The sequence below is a fragment of the Amycolatopsis sp. M39 genome (assembly GCF_001651785.1).
GTDB lineage: Bacteria > Actinomycetota > Actinomycetes > Mycobacteriales > Pseudonocardiaceae > Amycolatopsis > Amycolatopsis rubida.
On the sequence record NZ_LWSF01000028.1, the window covers coordinates 10,943 to 26,964 of the forward strand.

General features: G+C 67.6%; 13 protein-coding genes. 7 read left to right on the top strand and 6 right to left on the bottom strand.

The genetic code is table 11. The features are described from left to right. The first annotated feature begins 147 nt into the window (after nt 1–147). Genes A4R44_RS37585 through A4R44_RS37600 form a run of 4 tightly spaced genes read left to right on the top strand, consistent with a single transcriptional unit; the run spans nt 148 to nt 8,538 of the window. On the top strand, nt 148–1,629 hold the full coding sequence (locus A4R44_RS37585) for a PD-(D/E)XK nuclease family protein (protein WP_198545590.1): 1,482 nt from the start codon (nt 148–150) through the stop codon (nt 1,627–1,629). Continuing rightward, nucleotides 1,605–2,777 carry a hypothetical protein gene (locus tag A4R44_RS37590; protein WP_232791958.1) on the top strand — a complete coding sequence of 391 codons (1,173 nt, stop codon included), beginning with the start codon at nt 1,605–1,607 and terminating at the stop codon, nt 2,775–2,777. Before A4R44_RS37585 ends, A4R44_RS37590 begins: the two co-directional genes overlap by 25 nt. Next, the gene (locus A4R44_RS37595; RefSeq protein ID WP_198545591.1) at nt 2,774–6,052 is read left to right on the top strand and encodes a hypothetical protein; all 3,279 of its coding nucleotides are present in this window, start codon (nt 2,774–2,776) and stop codon (nt 6,050–6,052) included. The genes A4R44_RS37590 and A4R44_RS37595 overlap by 4 nt, the downstream gene beginning before the upstream one ends. After that, nucleotides 6,046–8,538, top strand: a complete 2,493-nt coding sequence (locus tag A4R44_RS37600) for an RNaseH domain-containing protein (RefSeq protein ID WP_067591856.1) — start codon at nt 6,046–6,048, stop codon at nt 8,536–8,538. Before A4R44_RS37595 ends, A4R44_RS37600 begins: the two co-directional genes overlap by 7 nt. A gap of 370 nt (nt 8,539–8,908) precedes the next feature. Here A4R44_RS37600 and A4R44_RS51300 read toward each other — a convergent pair whose 3' ends face one another. Beyond that, nucleotides 8,909–9,439 (bottom strand): integrase core domain-containing protein, encoded by a 531-nt coding sequence (locus A4R44_RS51300; RefSeq protein ID WP_107648944.1) that lies wholly within the window; start codon nt 9,437–9,439, stop codon nt 8,909–8,911. Here A4R44_RS51300 and A4R44_RS37605 point away from each other — a divergent pair. Further along, nucleotides 9,438–10,625 (top strand): IS30 family transposase, encoded by a 1,188-nt coding sequence (locus A4R44_RS37605; RefSeq protein ID WP_107648946.1) that lies wholly within the window; start codon nt 9,438–9,440, stop codon nt 10,623–10,625. The two genes, A4R44_RS51300 and A4R44_RS37605, sit on opposite strands and share 2 nt — an antisense overlap. Here A4R44_RS37605 and A4R44_RS37610 read toward each other — a convergent pair. From A4R44_RS37610 to A4R44_RS51310, 4 genes are all read right to left on the bottom strand, one after another. Next, entirely contained in the window at nt 10,573–11,232 is a 660-nt protein-coding gene (locus tag A4R44_RS37610) for an IS3 family transposase (protein WP_157905091.1), read from the bottom strand. The genes A4R44_RS37605 and A4R44_RS37610 overlap by 53 nt on opposite strands. Further along, nucleotides 11,229–11,441, bottom strand: coding sequence for a transposase (locus A4R44_RS48520; RefSeq protein ID WP_255366212.1), 213 nt, complete (start codon nt 11,439–11,441; stop codon nt 11,229–11,231). Before A4R44_RS48520 ends, A4R44_RS37610 begins: the two co-directional genes overlap by 4 nt. A 367-nt stretch (nt 11,442–11,808) precedes the next feature. Beyond that, nucleotides 11,809–12,357 carry a S1 family peptidase gene (locus A4R44_RS51305; protein ID WP_232791959.1) on the bottom strand — a complete coding sequence of 183 codons (549 nt, stop codon included), beginning with the start codon at nt 12,355–12,357 and terminating at the stop codon, nt 11,809–11,811. 72 nt (nt 12,358–12,429) lie between these two features. Beyond that, nucleotides 12,430–12,741: a hypothetical protein gene (locus A4R44_RS51310; protein WP_067591862.1), complete on the bottom strand. Its 312-nt coding sequence runs from the start codon at nt 12,739–12,741 to the stop codon at nt 12,430–12,432. Between the two features lie 439 nt (nt 12,742–13,180). On the opposite strand from A4R44_RS51310, the gene A4R44_RS37630 reads away from it, so the two are divergent. Together A4R44_RS37630 and A4R44_RS37635 are read left to right on the top strand one after the other, a co-directional pair. Next, on the top strand, nt 13,181–13,876 hold the full coding sequence (locus A4R44_RS37630; RefSeq protein WP_067592133.1) for a trypsin-like serine protease: 696 nt from the start codon (nt 13,181–13,183) through the stop codon (nt 13,874–13,876). A 38-nt stretch (nt 13,877–13,914) separates the two neighbouring features. Further along, on the top strand, nt 13,915–14,448 hold the full coding sequence (locus A4R44_RS37635) for a snapalysin family zinc-dependent metalloprotease (protein WP_067591865.1): 534 nt from the start codon (nt 13,915–13,917) through the stop codon (nt 14,446–14,448). A gap of 188 nt (nt 14,449–14,636) precedes the next feature. On the opposite strand, the gene A4R44_RS37640 is transcribed toward A4R44_RS37635, so the two are convergent. Then, nucleotides 14,637–16,022, bottom strand: coding sequence for a family 2B encapsulin nanocompartment shell protein (locus A4R44_RS37640; protein WP_067591868.1), 1,386 nt, complete (start codon nt 16,020–16,022; stop codon nt 14,637–14,639).

Below are 16,022 nucleotides of genomic sequence, written 5' to 3' on the forward strand. Positions count from 1 at the left end.
TCGTAAATGGTTGCGTGGAAAGCCCCGGCCGGAGTGACCGGTGATGGACTACTTTGGCGAGTTCGTCCTTACGACGTGCGGCAGACCGGGCAGACGTGTCCTCAGCGCCGTGCGATGGGGATGAGACCCGCATTGCGCGTGGAGTCCGTGGCACCTGCCGCACGGAACGCCGGGGCGACCACGTCGTTGGGGAGGGTGCTCGATTACGTCGAGCATGACGGCTTCACCGTGGAGGAGGCGCTGGAGCGGTGGCGGCGGTACACCGACCGGACACCGCCGATGTTGGTGGGCTGGCTCGCCAAGGCGGTACAGCACTACCTCACCGCGTCCGCGGAGATTGCCTGCCAACGGACGCTACCGGATGCGACGGTGCCGACACCCATCTCGCGCAATTGGGGTCGCCGCCGCCGGTTCGTTGACGCTGATGGCGCGGAAGTGGTGCACGAGGAGGTCGTGTCGGGCCGTCGCTTCGAGGGAAATGGTGTCCGAGAGTTGCGGCTGCTGCGCACCGGATCGGTACGGGACCGGGAACGTGACGAGGCGGAGACCGCTCTGGCGGCCGGCGTGGTGGCGAGCGCCGATCTCGTGCTGAGCGGGACGTGGGAGAAGAGGCCCCTCACTTTGCGGCCCGCGCCCCGGCCGCAGCGGGTGCGAATCGTGGAGATCGGATGCTCCGACGGCACCAGCAACGTCCTCTTCGACGGCACCGCCCAGGAGGCTCACGAGAAGTATGCGCAGGATGCGGAAGCCGCGGTGGTCGCGGCCGCCGAGGAAACGGGCTACCTGCCTGGCACCGGCTGCGGCGATTGCGACCTGATCGGGCTGTGCCCGGCGGTTCCCGTTCGCCCAGGGCTGCTCGGAGTGGACGGCAACGGGCCGCCACGGCGTTCTTGGTCGCTGTCAACGGGACGGTCCTTCGACGACTGCCCTGCCCGACTGGTGGCAGAACGGCTGTTTCTCCCGCGAGAACGCGTGGCGGAGAACAGCGACTACACACGGCGCGGGCAGGCCGTTCACGCATGGCTCGAAAACCTGCACCGGAGAGTGCCGGCTCGCGTCTGTTCACCAGAGGAGGGTCCGCCCACTCCGGACGATTGGTCAGCGGGCCGGTGGACTGTCACTGGCTCACAGGCGAGGCTAGGCGCACAGATGATCGTGGATCACACGCTCACCTGCGCGCTGGGCGGTCCGGCCGGTCAGGTCGAGGCACACCCGGAGCAGCCCATCGTGGTGTTCGACCAGCAGGCGAACGTCGTGGTCGTGGCGAAGGCCGACCTGCTGTATCGGGTCGGCGATGCCTGGGCGGTCCGCGAGACGAAAACGGCCTCGGTGCTGGACGAGAGCGACCTCTTGACCCAGTTCCCCCAACTGGCTCTGGCCGTCGTCCTCGCCGCAGAGGACGGGCTACGAGCGGGAGAACACGTGCGCGTCGAGCTGGAGCGGCTGAGCGCAACAGGCCCAGTCGTGGCGGAGCTGGACGTCGACGACCCCGAGCTTGTCGCGGCGGCGAGGGCGGTGGTCAGGGCTCGGGTCGAGGGCTGGCACTCCGCACCGGCGCTCACGGCGAAGCCCGGCAAGGTCTGCAAGACGTGTCCTTTTGGCCAGTGGTGCCCGGCGAGGAAGTCATGAGCGAGAGCTCCCTGGGAGCGCACCACACTGATGAACCCTGGCAGCGACTGGTCGCCGCCGCTCTGCGGGCCGCCTACGCCTGGTCGGTTCGCGGAGTGCACCGGAACGCGGCCATGCGGGAGATTGCCAGGATGACGGGCGTCGTGATGGAGGTGTACGGGCCAGGCAGAGGCCCGGTGACGCCCGCAGTATTGGTTGAACGCCTCCGAGCGCCGCTCGGTGGCCTGCTCGTGGATGCACGGCAAGAGGTAGCTGAACTCGCCGATGTCGTTCTCCTCGACGAAGAAGGCAACCTGACTGAGAAGGCCTACGACCTCGTGTGCGAGCACGTGGTGCCGCTGAAGGAGGCCGCTGGTGCACAGCGATGGCTGCCGACGTGGGTAACGATGCATTCCGACCAGATCCGGCATCGGGTATTCACGGCGATGATCGCCACCACGAAGCAGGACGAGTACGTCGCCTCGCGGAAGTTTCTGGTCCAACACCCGGCGGGCGGCGAGCGGGATCTGGTCGAGAAGCGCGACCGGACCGACGGAGTCCGGCTGGCCGGCGGCAGCTACCAGGACATCCCGGAGGAGCAGACCTACCGAGGTCCCGATGGCCGAGGCTGGTGGTGGCGGTGCCCGGACTGCAAGTGGCCGATGGCGGTGTCCTCAGCTGGCAAGGTGCGGTGCCGGTACCGGCCCCACAGCGCCGTCTACGATCTCCTGCCCGGTACCCGGCCGAAGCTTCGGCGACGAGATGACGGACCGGGCGCACCACTGCCGGTCGCCCAGGCCGCGGAGGGTGCGAAGTGCGTCGACGCGGGCGTATGGCGTTTTGTGGTCGTGCCCGGAGTGAGCGAGCTGCGAATCGCGGCGGCCGCGGAGCGCACCAAGGCCGAGGTGCAGCTCTGGCCGCTTCTCGACCGCTACGACCTGCTGGTGGAGACCGGCGGCGAGAAGTTCGCGGTCGACGTCAAGGAATGCCTGTCGCTTAACTCTCTCATCGACCGCCTGCGGACAAGACCGCCGAGTGCTCGCATCTTGCTGCCGAAGCCGTTCAGATGGCAGCTGGAGCCGTTGACGGATGCGTTGCCCGGACTTGCCGTCACTACCGAGACGAAGTTCCTGAGTCAGGTCCGCGCCGCTGTGAGGAAGGCCCAATGACGAAGAAGGGCAAAGTGCTGCCCCGCATCATCACCGCCGCGATCGGATTGACCGCTCGGCACTTTCCGGAAGACGTCGACGGAGCCGACGTGACGATCACGCGAGACCACGTGCTGTACGTGCTGGACGGGCACGTCGCCGACTGGGACCGGTGGCGGATGCGGCTTTCCGAAGCGGACACTATGAGATTCGCCGGATTGTTGCGCAGGCGTACCAACCAGCTCGCCAACGCCGACATGGCAAAGAGGGTGCTCGACGAACTTCTGCTGAACGGTGAGATCCCTGGCTGTGTGCCGGCGGATGACTACGACGTCATGAAGAATCCGCGCATCGTCGTCAGTCCCGGCATGCCGCTGACGGCCTTCATCGACCAGGCACTGGCTGAGCTCGACGAGCTGTACGTGGCGAACCGGAAGCCACTCCGGCCTGCCACGATGGGCAACTACACGACGAGCACGCGAATCGTCGGTGTTGACGGCACCGACCAGACCTATGTCGATTTCCGCTACCGCATCGAAGCCCATCACGAGGAACCCGTCCGGCCCCTGCCGGTGATCGCCGACGCGCCCTCTCGCGCGGAAGTAATTGTGCCGTTCGACGAGCTCGAGTGCATTGCCGTCCGCCTCGGCAAGGAGCTGGACGACGTCGACTCCGATGGTTACCGCGCCACCTCGGTCCGGCGGTTCAAGCAAGAGGTATGTGACCGCGCGGGAGGCAAGATCAAGGAGCTCGACCTGGCTGCGGGTGAGCTGAACGAGCTGCTCGCCTACACCGGGTTCGGCAAGTCCGTCGTGCTGATCGAGAGCTTCGCGTGCTGGGCGGCGGAGAACAACGTCCCTGTTGCGTTCGTGCTGCCGACCAACGCGGACGTCGTCAAAGCCACTTACCAGATCGGAGAGGCGATCAAGGCGCTCGGCAACGCGACGGCCGCGGTCGTGCCGTTGGTCTCACCGCGGTCGTTGATCAAGGTGGCGGAGACCGCGGCGGCACGCGCGTCGGACGGTGGCCCGTCGGCCGACTGGATCTGGGAACGGTTCGGCTACGGCTGTGCACTCGCGGCGGTCGCTTCCAGCGAAAAGTCCGTCGACGGCTGGGTTCCGGGCCGCGAACCGTGTGCGACGTTGCGCCAACCTGTGCCGAACCGCAAGGACAAGACGGTGTCGTGCCCTTGGCGAACGACCTGCGGGCGTTATCGCGCGGCGCGGGAAGCCTGCACCGCCGACGTGATCGTGACCTCGCACGCAAACCTCCAGCTCGGCATGCTGCAGGCCCCGGTAGACGACGGCTTCGGGCGCAATGACAGGGTCACCGTCGAGGAGTTGCTGCTTCGACGGTGCCAAGTGGTGGTCATCGACGAGATCGACGCGTTCCAGCGGTCGATGATCGAGCAGTCCGGCCGTGGCCTCGTGCTCGACCGAGGCGGGCGGATCAACACACCATTGCGCAGGCTGGATCAGGACTTCGGCGCAGCGTTTGGCTCGCTCAGCGACGAGGTCGACGCGAGTGTCCGTGACGCGTACTTCGTGTTGCGTTACCTCGCGGAGACCTACGTCAGCCACCTGCGGTACGAGCGGTTGGGTGCCGCAGGCAGGAGCAAGAAGCGCAAAGCGCGTCCGCGTGGTCCTGGCAGGGACTGGATTCTTCCCCAACGTTGGGACAACGAGCTGGCCAACCAGTTGTTCGGGCAGTCGATCGACGCTGACCCCACCGACGAGCAGATGCGCTTGTACAGGTCGGTGTTCCCCGACCAGCCAGGGCCGGAGCCGGAAGATCCGCCCAAGTACCGGGAGATGCACGAACTGCTGCGGGAGGTCGTGACCAACGGCCTCGGCGGGCAGGCCTTCGCTGTCGCGCGGGCGAAGCTGGCCGAGTTCTTCGACCTGGTCGCCGACAAGGATCAGGCGCTCGTTGCGAACCGGGTCCTGCGCAGGACGATTCTCGAGCGCATCCGATTGTCGCTGCACAGCCTGATGGCCAACAACGCGCAACTGGTCGACATCGGTGTGGAGTCGGCTCAGGACATTGCCGACGCCCTCGGGACCTACGGCAGGTGGCGGGTCATGCCGACGGGGCCGCTGGGGCGCCTCGTGTTCGCTTTCACCGAGTACTACGACGACAGCGGTAATGAACCGGCTCAGCTCTCCACCGCCGCGTTCGGCGGTGACCCGCACCTCTACGCGATCAGCCTCGGCGACATCACGGCTTTAGCACACGCCAAGACCAGGCGAATCGTACTGGGCATGTCCGCCACGTCGTACTTCCCCCACGCCCCCCACAGCCATCTGCACGTTCCGCCCAAATGGTGGGTAGCCGACGCTGACGACGACAAGAGCGACGATCATGACAGGAAGGTGAAGGTCGTCGCGGAAAACGTGATTGACAAGGCCGGACGCCTGCTCAAGGTGTCCGGCCTGGACGGTAAGGACCGGGCCGACGCGCTGGAGCAGATGGCCACACTGTTGTGGCCAAAGCTGGACGACGAGCTGCGGACCCTGGCCGAGAAGGCTGAAGACCGCGCCAGGGTTCTGCTAGCCACCACGTCCTACGACGGAGCCAGGCAGGTCGCGCAGGGGTTGGCCGACGCGGGGGTGCCCGCCTCCCGCATCTGCCTGGCTGTTCGTCCGCGCGGGTATGAGGACACCGGCTCGGCCGTCCTGAAAGGTCAGTGGTGGGAGCTGCCCGCCGACCGGTTGGAGGGCTTCCCTGGCATCGAGGGGGCCGACATCCTGATCGCACCGCTTGCACGTGTGCAGCGTGGCGTGAACATCATCGGCACAGGCGACCGGTCCGCCCTCGGGTCAGTATGGTTGCTTGTCCGACCCATCCCGCTCATCGACGAACCCGCCGAGCTGCTCGCGCACATCCAGGGCAGAGCGCTCACCTGCCATCCGGGCCCGGCCGGGGATCCACTTGGCCTTCTGGAGGAACGGCGCAAGACCGCGGGCACCTACTTCGAGAAGATCGTGCGCAGGCCGCCCTACTTCCGTTGCCAGCCAAAGGAAGTGAAGCTCGGCGTCTCCGCCGAAATCGTTGCCGGCGCCATTCAGCTCATCGGGCGGGCACGACGGGGCGGCACGTCCGCTGTGCTGCACCTGGTCGACGGCGCGTTCACCGACGGCTCGTCGGGTACGAGCTTCGCATCGCTGATCAGCACGGTGCGCGACGAGTGGAGAGCCAGCGGCGAACTCGGCGCGATGAAGCAGTACTACGGCAGAACCCTGCGAGCCTTTCTGGAGTTCGCAGACCGGCCGGCGACTGGAGACGTGTCTTGCTGATCAGCCTTGCTTATCGCGTCCCCCCGGCGCGCCTGAACGAGGTCTTCGGTTCGGTGACGGCCTATCCGCTCACCGAGGAATTCCTCGAAGCTTGGGAAGCAATCCCGCGCACCGACGGCGCGTGGGGACCTCGATACGCGAGCCTCACCCGCGGCCTCACGTCCGCTACAGGCAGGCCGGTGACGCTGTTCGGTGCGTACGACCTCGACGAAACAGAGCGTGCCAAAGGGAACCGCATGCTGCTGCTCACCGACGATGGCGAGATGGACTACCGGCTGCGGATCGCGACGAACGCCTGGGAGCGGCACGTCCGGGGCGGCGTGGACGTGTCGACCCTCGCGCCGCTGCTGCCCCAACCTGAACTCGCGCGCCCGTTCTCGGAGTTCATCAGGCTTCGAGAACGCGAGGTTCCGGAAGCGCCCAACTGGGTGTTCCGCACCGGGATGTGGCGAATTATGCGGACTCTTTCCGAGTGCCCTCTCGAAATCGACGGGCGTACGCCGCTCCCACTGCGAATGGACACCAGCGGTGCGTTGGTGGCGTGGAATGACGAGGATCTCATCGTCACCAGCAAGGGAACTGCGTTCAGCATGCTGCGGATCAGCGGCCGCCTGGTCACCAGGGCGGGCGTCGAAGATCTCGTGCTCTGCTTCGACGCGCACCTGACCAGGATCTCACCGAAGGGCGCCTGGTCGAACAACGTGTGGATCGAGCCGGCCGACGCCCGGCTGCCGATCCTTCACGTTCCCATGAAGTACTGGATAGACGAGGAGACGAACGTCAGGAGGGTGGCTCTTCACCCTGCGACCGCGACGATCTACGAGGCGTGTGGGCTCGACGCGCTTGAGATCCCTGCGGAGTTGCCCGACCGGCCCGGCACGATCCGGCCGCAGCTCTGGCGCAGTCGCTTCCACACCCTGGGCAGCGGTCCTGGCCCACGTCTCCTGATGAGGCTGCACGAGCACATCACAGCCAGGCTGCCGCAGTTGGTGCCGCTGCGGTATCCGACCGACAAGTCGATCACCCTCGCGAAGAGGATTTTGAAGTACCCGAAGGGCGGTCTGCCGGTCGCCGGGGTAGGGCCGAGCGGATACAAACGCGTCACGATCGCCTGCGTTTACCGGACTACGGACGCACGGCAACGGATGCTCGCCGAACTCAAGGAGCTTACCGGCGTCTCCGTTACACCTCAGCACGGTGAACCTCCGTTCGCCGTGAACGAGCGGCTGGACGTTGCCGCGTGCCACTGCCCGGAGCTGCTGGATCACAACACGGTGCGCCGTGCCGCTCTGCTCGAAGACCTGCCTCGCAGTGAGGGTGATGACCATCTCGTCGTAGGGTGGCTGGAGACTGAGTATCACCCGGAGGTGGAGCTCGATCGCGATGCGAAGCCGCACCTGCGCAGGCTTTTGGGCCATCTAGGAATTCCCAGCCAGTTCCTGGCGACGGATCCGCTGAACCTGCCCGACCACGTCGAGCCGCGCACCACCGAGCAGCGCAAGCACGCTGCACGGGCGGCCCTGCGCGATCTACTCAGGTCCGCGGGGGTCCTCGACGGACGGCTGCTCGGGGCGATCGCGGATCCGGGGCTGTCCAGCCCGGTCGACCGCCCTGTTCTTCTGGTCGGCATACACGTCCGAGCACAGCAAGTGGAACGCGGCAGTGGCCCACTCGTGGTGACGATGAGCGCACTCCACGTCGACCCCGGTGACCTCGAAGCTTGCCGCGTCCTCATGTACAGCGACAAGAACGGATCCTGGTGCCGGACGGGCGAAGCGATCGCGGACTTCCACTCCGGTTCGATCGGAACCGCGTGGCTCGGTCGGTCGAAGGAGAAGGCGGAGAGGACACGTGCGGAGATAGAGCAGCGGTTGCGCCAATTGATTACCGGCGAGCTCGCCAACATGCCGATCGTGCTGTTCGTTGATGGAGCGGCCGCGCGCAAGATCTGGCCCGGGCTGCCGAACACGAGGCTTGGCAAGGGACCGTTGCCAGGGGACGTATTGCGGGATTGCGCAAAGGACGTCGCCGTTGTGCGTGTGAGCACCTCTGTGGCGGAGGTCGGCAGACCGGTGACGCGGGAGGAAAAGGCCAACATGCCGCGCGACCGCAAGCAGCCGGCGGCGCCGGATCGGAAGGTGTACCGGCTGGCGGACAGTCACCTGTCATCCTGGCTCTTCGCGGGCAGGTCGACCCTGCTCGCGTCGAAGGGCGGAGACGCAGGGGCGAGGTACACCAGGTGGACGTTGCCCCACGAAGCAAGGTCGGAGCTGCGCAAGCCCTGGCACTCCTACACGGCCAAAGAGATCGTCATCGTGCACGAGGGGTCGTGGACGGCCACCGGTCTGGCCGCGCTGACGGCCAGGCTCTGCGATCAGCCGATCGGGTGGGACGGCCGGACGTTGCTGCCCGGCCCGCTGCACTTCGCGACCAGGGTCGACCGTGACCACCCCGATCATCGGGTCTCGGGTGGGGACGGGGATTGATCAAACCGTCCTCACACAGTGGTCGCGAGCTGACGAGGACACTCTTCTTCGTCTTGAGCACGATCGACCAGCTGCCGTCGGGCTCAACGCCTGTGGTGCGTCGTGGTCATCAAGTCGCCGACTGCGTCCTCGGTTCAAGTCCCTAGAGACTTGAACCCACACGTGTCCGAGGACGATCTTGCTCGTCAGCCACAATGTTCAAGCTGGGTTGATCGGCGTGCGCCGATGCGTCGCCGCCGACTATCCACGGGCGGCTTGTCGCACGCATGCGGCTCGCGTAGCCACCTGCATAAAACAGGAACCCCACGTCCTGTCACAAATCTTTCGGGACAAGGCGATGAGGTTTCCCCCGGGGATCGGACACCGGGTTTTATGCCGCGTGTGCGTGGTGGTGACGATAGCTGAGACGGGTTTCGTGGGGTGTTCGGTGGTCGAGGGTGGAGTGCAGGCGGTGGTGGTTGTAGTAGGCGAGGTAAGCGAAAACGGCCTCGCGTGCGTGCTGGCGGGTAGGCCAGGAGCGGGTGCCGATTTCGGTTTTGAGGGTGGCGAAGAAGGATTCGGCGGCGGCGTTGTCGTAGCAGGACCCGGTCCTGCCTATCGACGGGCGTATGCTGTGCGCGGCCAGGGAGGCGCGGAACTCCGCCGAGGCGTATTGGGTGGATTCAACTGGTCGTCGCAACACCCCGATTCTGGAGGTGTTGATGGGCAGGCCAGCGGGGTGGATGAAAGCGTTGACGGGCAGGTCGGCGACGAAGTCGCCAGGGGCTTCGTCTCTTCGGCGGGACGTTGAGCGGTTGTTCTGGCACGAGGTCGGCAGAGGTCTCACGAGCGAGGATGCCGCAGTCGCGGTCGGCGTGTCACAGGCGGCCGGTTGCCGGTGGTTCCGGGAGCGTGGCAGCATGCTCGCTCCGCCCTCGGGGCGGTATCTGTCCTTTGAGGAGAAGGAAGAGATCGCTCAGCTCAACGCCCAGGGCGCGGGAGTAAGAGAGGTCGCCCGCCGGCTGGACCGTGATCCCTCGACGATTTCCCGGGAGTCGCGGCGCAACGCGACCACTCGGGCAGGCAGGCCGGAGTACCGGGCTTCGGTCCCGCAGCGGAAGGCGGAGTTGCCGGCGCGGCGGCCCAAAACAGCGAAACCGGCCGCCAGCACGCGGTTGCGCGAGTACGTGCGGGAACGGCTTGCGGGCCAGGTCCGCCGACCGGACTGGACACCGGTGCCGAGGCCGGCCGCGGCACCGTGGGAGGGCCGGAACAAGCCACGGCGCCAGGACCGGCGATGGGCCAGCGCACGGAGCCCGGAGCAGATCTCCTGCCGGCTGAAGACGGACTTCCCGGATGACGACACGATGCGCATCTCGCACGAGGCGATCTACCAGGCCCTCTACGTCCAGAGCCGCGGCGCGCTCGACCGCGAACTGGTTACCTGCCTGCGCACCGGCCCGGCCCTGCGCGTTCCCCGTTCGCGCGCCCGGAAACGTCCCGACGGGATGGTCACGCCCGAGGTGATGATCAGCCAGCGTCCTGCCGAGGCCGCGGGCCGCGCGGTTCCCGGGCAGTGGGAGGGAGATCTGATCATCGGTGTGGGCAGCTCCGCGATCGGCACGCTGGCTGACCGGAGCACCAGGTTCACGATGCTGCTGCACCTGCCTCGCATGGACGGTCACGGCGTCGAACCGCGAGTGCACAACGGTCCTGCCCTGGCCGGCCGCGGTGCCGAGGCCGTCCGGGCCGCTGTCGCCTCGGCCATCGCCACGCTGCCCGAACAACTGCGGCGATCGTTGACCTGGGATCGTGGCAAGGAGATGGCCCAGCACGCCCAATTGCGCACCGACACCGGCATCGAGGTCTACTTCGCCGACCCGCACAGTCCCTGGCAGCGCGGCACCAACGAGAACACGAACGGCTTGCTGCGCCAGTACTTTCCCAAAGGCACCGATCTCTCCCGCTGGAGCCGCGACGACCTCGACGCCGTTGCTGCCGCCCTCAATAGAAGGCCTCGCAAGACACTTGGCTGGAAGACGCCCGTCGAAGCCCTCAACGATCAGCTACAGTCGCTGCAACAAGCCGGTGTTGCGACGACCGATTGACCTCAAGTTGGGTGCCGCGGTCGGAGTGGAACACCGCGCCCGGGCCGGTCAGGCCTTGCCGGGCGGCGAGGGCGATGGCGTCGCAGACGAGGTCGGCGCGCATGTGCGGGGCGAGGGCGTGGCCGGCGATCTCGCGGGTGTGCAGGTCGAGCACGGTCGCCAGATACAGCCAGCCCTCGTCGGTGGGCAGGTAGGTGATGTCCCCGACCAGCCGCTGGCCCGGCGCGTGGGCGGTGAAGTCGCGGCCGATCAGGTCCGGCGCGGCCGCGGTCTTGTCCTGTCTGGTCAGCGACCGGGGCCGGCGGCGGGTGATCCCCGTGATGCCGCGCTCGCGCATGATCCGTTCGACCCGTTTGTGGTTGACCGCTTCGCCGCGGCGGCGCAGCTCGGCGGTGACCCGCGGGCTGCCGTAAGCACCCTGGTGGGCGGCGTGGATCCCGGCGATCTCCCCGGCCAGCCGCTCCTCCGCCCCGGCCCGCTGTTGCCGGGCCGCCGCGGCGGCGAGCCATTCGTAGAACCCCGGGCGGCGCACCCCGAGGACACGGCACAGCCGGGCGACGCCATAGGCGGCGCGGTGGGCGGAGATGAACCGGTAGCTGCGGGTCAACGATCCATCTCCTGCGCGAAATAGGCGGCCGCTTTCCGCAGGATCTCCTTCTCTTTCTCCAGTTCCGCGACCCGTTTGCGCAACGCGCGCAGCTCCCGCTCGGCCGCGTCCCCGCCCGACGCGGCCGCTTGATCGGCGCGGTCGGCCGCCCGCACCCACGTCCGCAGGGTCTCGTGGTTCACCCCCAGCTCACGAGCCACCTGCGCCAACGGACGCGACGCCGACCNGCCGACCGCGCCAACGCGACCGCGTCCCGCCGGAACTCCTCCGGATACTTCGACGAACCAGACACAAACACATCCTTCCCCAGGCCAAAGCCAAGGATCAGAGTGTCCGGCCCACCGGGGGAACCTCAGNGGTGCTTGTCAAGGCGGGAAAGATGCCTTGACAAGCACCCCCGCGCCGTGTTTTTGGCTTCGTATCGGGGGGCGGGGGAGTGTGGCTGCCTGGGTGGGTGGGTGCGCTGGCTGCGGTGGGGGGCGGCGTGGTTGCGTGGGGTTCGCGGGCGGCGGTTTAGCGCCCCACTGTGGCATTGGGTGCGCGCGCGGCGCGCGGGACCGTACAAAGGGGGGAAGACTACGGCAGAACCAGTCCGTAGGCGCTCAGCGCGGCGGGAACCGGCTGGAAGAAGGTTGCGGTGGCTCCGTCGAACAGCGAGCCGCCGCTGTCGCCGGGTTCTGCGCGGACTGTGGTGTCGATCAGGCTGCTCACGCTGCCTTCCTGGTAGTTGAGCGCGGTGACCTGGCCGTCGTGCACGCTGGTGGTCGAGCCGCTGCGGGTGACGGTCGCGTCGCCCGCTGCGGTGATTTGCTGGCCGGTGTTCACGGTGCCGGGGGCGTCGACGCCGGCGTCGTAGGAGTAGTCGGTGCCCGGGAAGTTCGCGGCGGACGTGCTGGCGATGTGCTGCGAGTTGCCCTGGTCGGCACACCAGTCGTTGGTGGTCACGCCGCAGTGCCCGGCGGTCAGGATCGCGGGCTGGCCGCTTGAGGTGTGCACGTTGAAGCCTGGCGAGCAGCGCAGGCCCTGGCCCCGGATCGCGTCTCCGCCGCTGATCAGCGGGCGCAGTGTGCCTTTCGTCTGCGCGAAACGGGCCTTGCCGCCGAAGCGGTGCACAGCGCTGGTCACCTGGGAGAGGTTGGCTCCGGTGACGGTCGAATCGGCGGTGACGAGCACCTGTCCGGGCCGCGGGTCGACCCGTCACGCGGTGCCGGGGACGCGCGCCGTGCGGGCCAGTTCCGCGGTGACGGCTTTCAACTGGGACGCGCGGTATTTCACGAACTTCGGCGTCGCTCCTGCCGCGCGGACCTGGTCGGTGACGGTGACTGTCAGCCGCGAACCTGCCTGGTCGTAGAACGAGCCGGCGGCGCGGTCGCCGAGCGAGTTCGCGATGCTGGCGGACCTGGCGGTCGCGACGCCCGCGGCGGCGAGAACTGATCCAGCGGCCAGAACCGCCGCGGCGAAGGCGATAACGCCCTGTCCGCCGTGTCGTTGACTGAGTGCTGGGATCATGCGCATCTCCGGTTCTTGCGAATAGGACGATGGCACACTGCGGTCAGCGAATGCGTGCGCAATTCGCAGTTTAGGGACGCTTGACGATCTCTTATACCCACGAAAGTCGCGAATCCCGTTCGGCGTTGCTGTTCAGTGGCTCCCGCCATCCGCTCAACGTCGCCGCATCCGAGCCATTAGCGGCTCGTTGAACAGCGCGGACGCCGAACCGGACCACGTTATTGCGCGTTCGGTTCATCCCGGTAATCGAGGTTCGTGCCGCCGCGCACGGTTCGGCATCCGGCCGTATCCCTCCTTTCGACGGTGTTCGGACTCCGGCGGCCCTGGGACTCTGTGGTTTCCGTCGCGGGCCCGGCGCCCACGATGTCGTCCCCGGCCGTATCCCGGCCGAACTCCACTCCCGCGATTGGCGGGATTGGCTGCTATGGAAGGGAAAGCGATGCGGAAAACAATGCTGACGGTGATGGGCGCGGCCGCCCTGTTGTTCGGGGTCGCCGCACCGGCGGTCGCGGCGCAGCCGGCCATCATCGGAGGCAGCGACGCCACCGAAACATACTCGTTCATGGTGTCCCTGGACAACGGCTGCGGCGGGAGCCTCGTCGCGCCCCAGTGGATCATCACCGCGCACCACTGCGGCCAGGCTTCGCAGGCGCGGATCGGGTCCACCGACATCAACTCCGGCGAAGTCGGCCAGATCGACAACGTGACCACCAATCCGGGCACCGATCTCACCATGATGCACCTGAGCCAGCCCGCCCAGTCCGCGCCGGTCGCGATGGCGCAGAGCAACCCGTCGCCGGGAACGGGTGCGCGGCTGCTCGGCTGGGGCTGCACGAGCTGGCCCAACTGCCAGACGCCGCAAACCCTGCAGCAGATCGACCTTCAGGTCCTCGACAGCAACGCCTGCGCGGAGGGCGGCGGCGGTTCGGGCGACGTCTGCATCTCCGGCGACTACTCGCATTCGGCCTGCCACGGCGACTCGGGCGGTCCCGCGATCGTCGGCACCACCGGGAACTGGACGCTGGTCGGCGAAACCCACGGCCCCGGCGACAACGGCGGCGAATGCGCCACCAGCACCCTCTACACCGGAATCGCCCAGTACGCGTCGTGGATCCAGCAGCAGATCGGAAGCTGAACCCTGACCAGGAAACCCTCCGTCGGAGAGGAAAAACCATGACCCTGCAACGCTTTGGCCGACTGGCCGCAGGCGCGGCCGCCGCGTTAGTACTGCCGCTGACCGGAGCCGGCACGGCGTCGGCGGCGCCGCTGGACGCGGTCGAGCTGTACTACGACGCGAGCGGTCTGCCCGACTACCAGGCCGAGGCCACCCAGGCCGCGGCGAACTGGAACAACTCCGTGCACAACGTGCACCTCAACAGCGGCGGCGCCGCGACCATCATCATGCACGAAACCACCGGCGGCGGTTCCTACACCCAGACCGACGGGCACGGCAACGGCGACATCTACATCGACACCCAGCAGGTCGCCGAGGGCAACGACCCGACCAGGATCATCGCCCACGAGATCGGCCACAACCTCGGCCTGCCCGACCACTACGAGGGCCCCTGCTCGGAACTGATGTCCGGGCACGGGCCGGGGATCACGTGCAAGAACGCGATGCCCGACGCCCAGGAGTCGGCTCAGGTGGAGGCGAACTTCGCGAACGGGTTCGCGACGGTTCGCTTGCCGAAGCACGTCTACCGCTGATCCGCCGATGCTCGCCGGGAGCGCGTTGCTTCCGGCGAGCATCGCCGGGTCCCGGGCGTGTCCGGTGCTCGCGGCGGTGTGGTGTGCGCTGGGCAGGTTTTGGTCCGGTTCGCTTGCCCGGCAAGCACATCTGCTGATCCGCCGATGCTCGCCGGAAGCGCGTCGCTTCCGGCGAGCAGCCACATGCCTCAGGCGCGAGCCACCTCGACGTCGTCCAGGATCCCCAGCGCGTCCGGCACGAGAACCGCGACGGAGTGGTAAGCACTGACCACATAGGACGAGACAGCGCGGTCGCTGATGCCCATGAATCGCACATTCAGGCCCGGCCGGTATTCGTCGGCGAGGTTTTCCGGCCGCAATCCGATGACGCCCGCGTCGTCTTCCCCGGTGCGCATGGCGAGCACCGAGGTGGTTCCTGCCTCGGTGACCGGGATTTTGTCGCACGGCAGGATCGGGACCCCGCGCCACGCGGTGACGCGTTTCCCGTCCACCACGACCGGCTCCGGGTAAATGCCCGCCCTCGTGCATTCGCGCCCGATTGCCGCGATCGCCCGCGGATGCGCGAGGAACAAGCGCGTTTTGCGGCGCCGGCAGAGCAGTTCGTCCAGATCGCCCGGCGTCGGCGGGCCGGTGCGCGTGGTGATGCGGGATGTGAGGTCTGCATTGTGCAGCAGGCCGAAATCCGGGTTGTTGACCAGTTCGTGTTCCTGCCGTTCCCGCAGCGCCTCCACGGTGAGCCGCAATTGCTGCTCGAACTGGTTCATCGGGTCGTTGTACAGATCAGTGACGCGGTTGTGCACCCGCAGGACCGTTTGCGCCACCGCGAGGTCGTACTCGCGCGGCGAGGGCTCGTAGTCGACGTACGTTCCGGCGAGGATCGGTTCGCCGTCGTGGCCCGAGGACAGGGCGATGTTCGCCTCGCCCTTGCGGTTGCGCGGTCTCCGCGGCTGAGACGCGGCCTGTGCGACGTGCGCGCGCAGCGAGTCGAGCCTGCCGTTGAGCCGGGCGTACGGGCCGGCGGGCAGCACCAATGCGACCACCCTGGTGGCGGCCCGGGCGGTGAAACCCCAGGCGGCGTCGTCGCCGGAGAGGAGTTCGCCGCCGAAATGATCGCCGTCGGTCGCGGTGCCGAGGTGGGTTTCCGCGCCGTACTGCCCCTCGCCGTGCCGGGTGACCTTGCCGTGCACGACGAGGACGAGCTGGTCCAGCGGTTGCCCGGCGGTGACGAGCGTGCTGCCCGCCTCGTATTCGCGCTGTTCGAAGGCGTCGGCCAGCGCGCCGAGCGCGGTTTCGTCGGCGAAGCCGCGCAGCAGGTCGATTTCGGTCAGCTCAAGCGGGACGACCTGCACCCGCGCTCCGGTCTGGAAGAAGCTGACCTTGCCGTCGCCGACGGTGTAGGCGAGCCGACGGTTGACCCGGTAGCTGCCGCCGGGCACCTCGACCCACGGCAGCTGCGACAACAGCCACCGCGTGGTGATCGAGCGCATCTGCGGCAGCGACTTGGCGGTCGTGGCGAGGGTGCGGGCCGCCTTGACGCCGAGGGAGAGCTGCTCCTGTTGTTCCGTGCCGGGCAC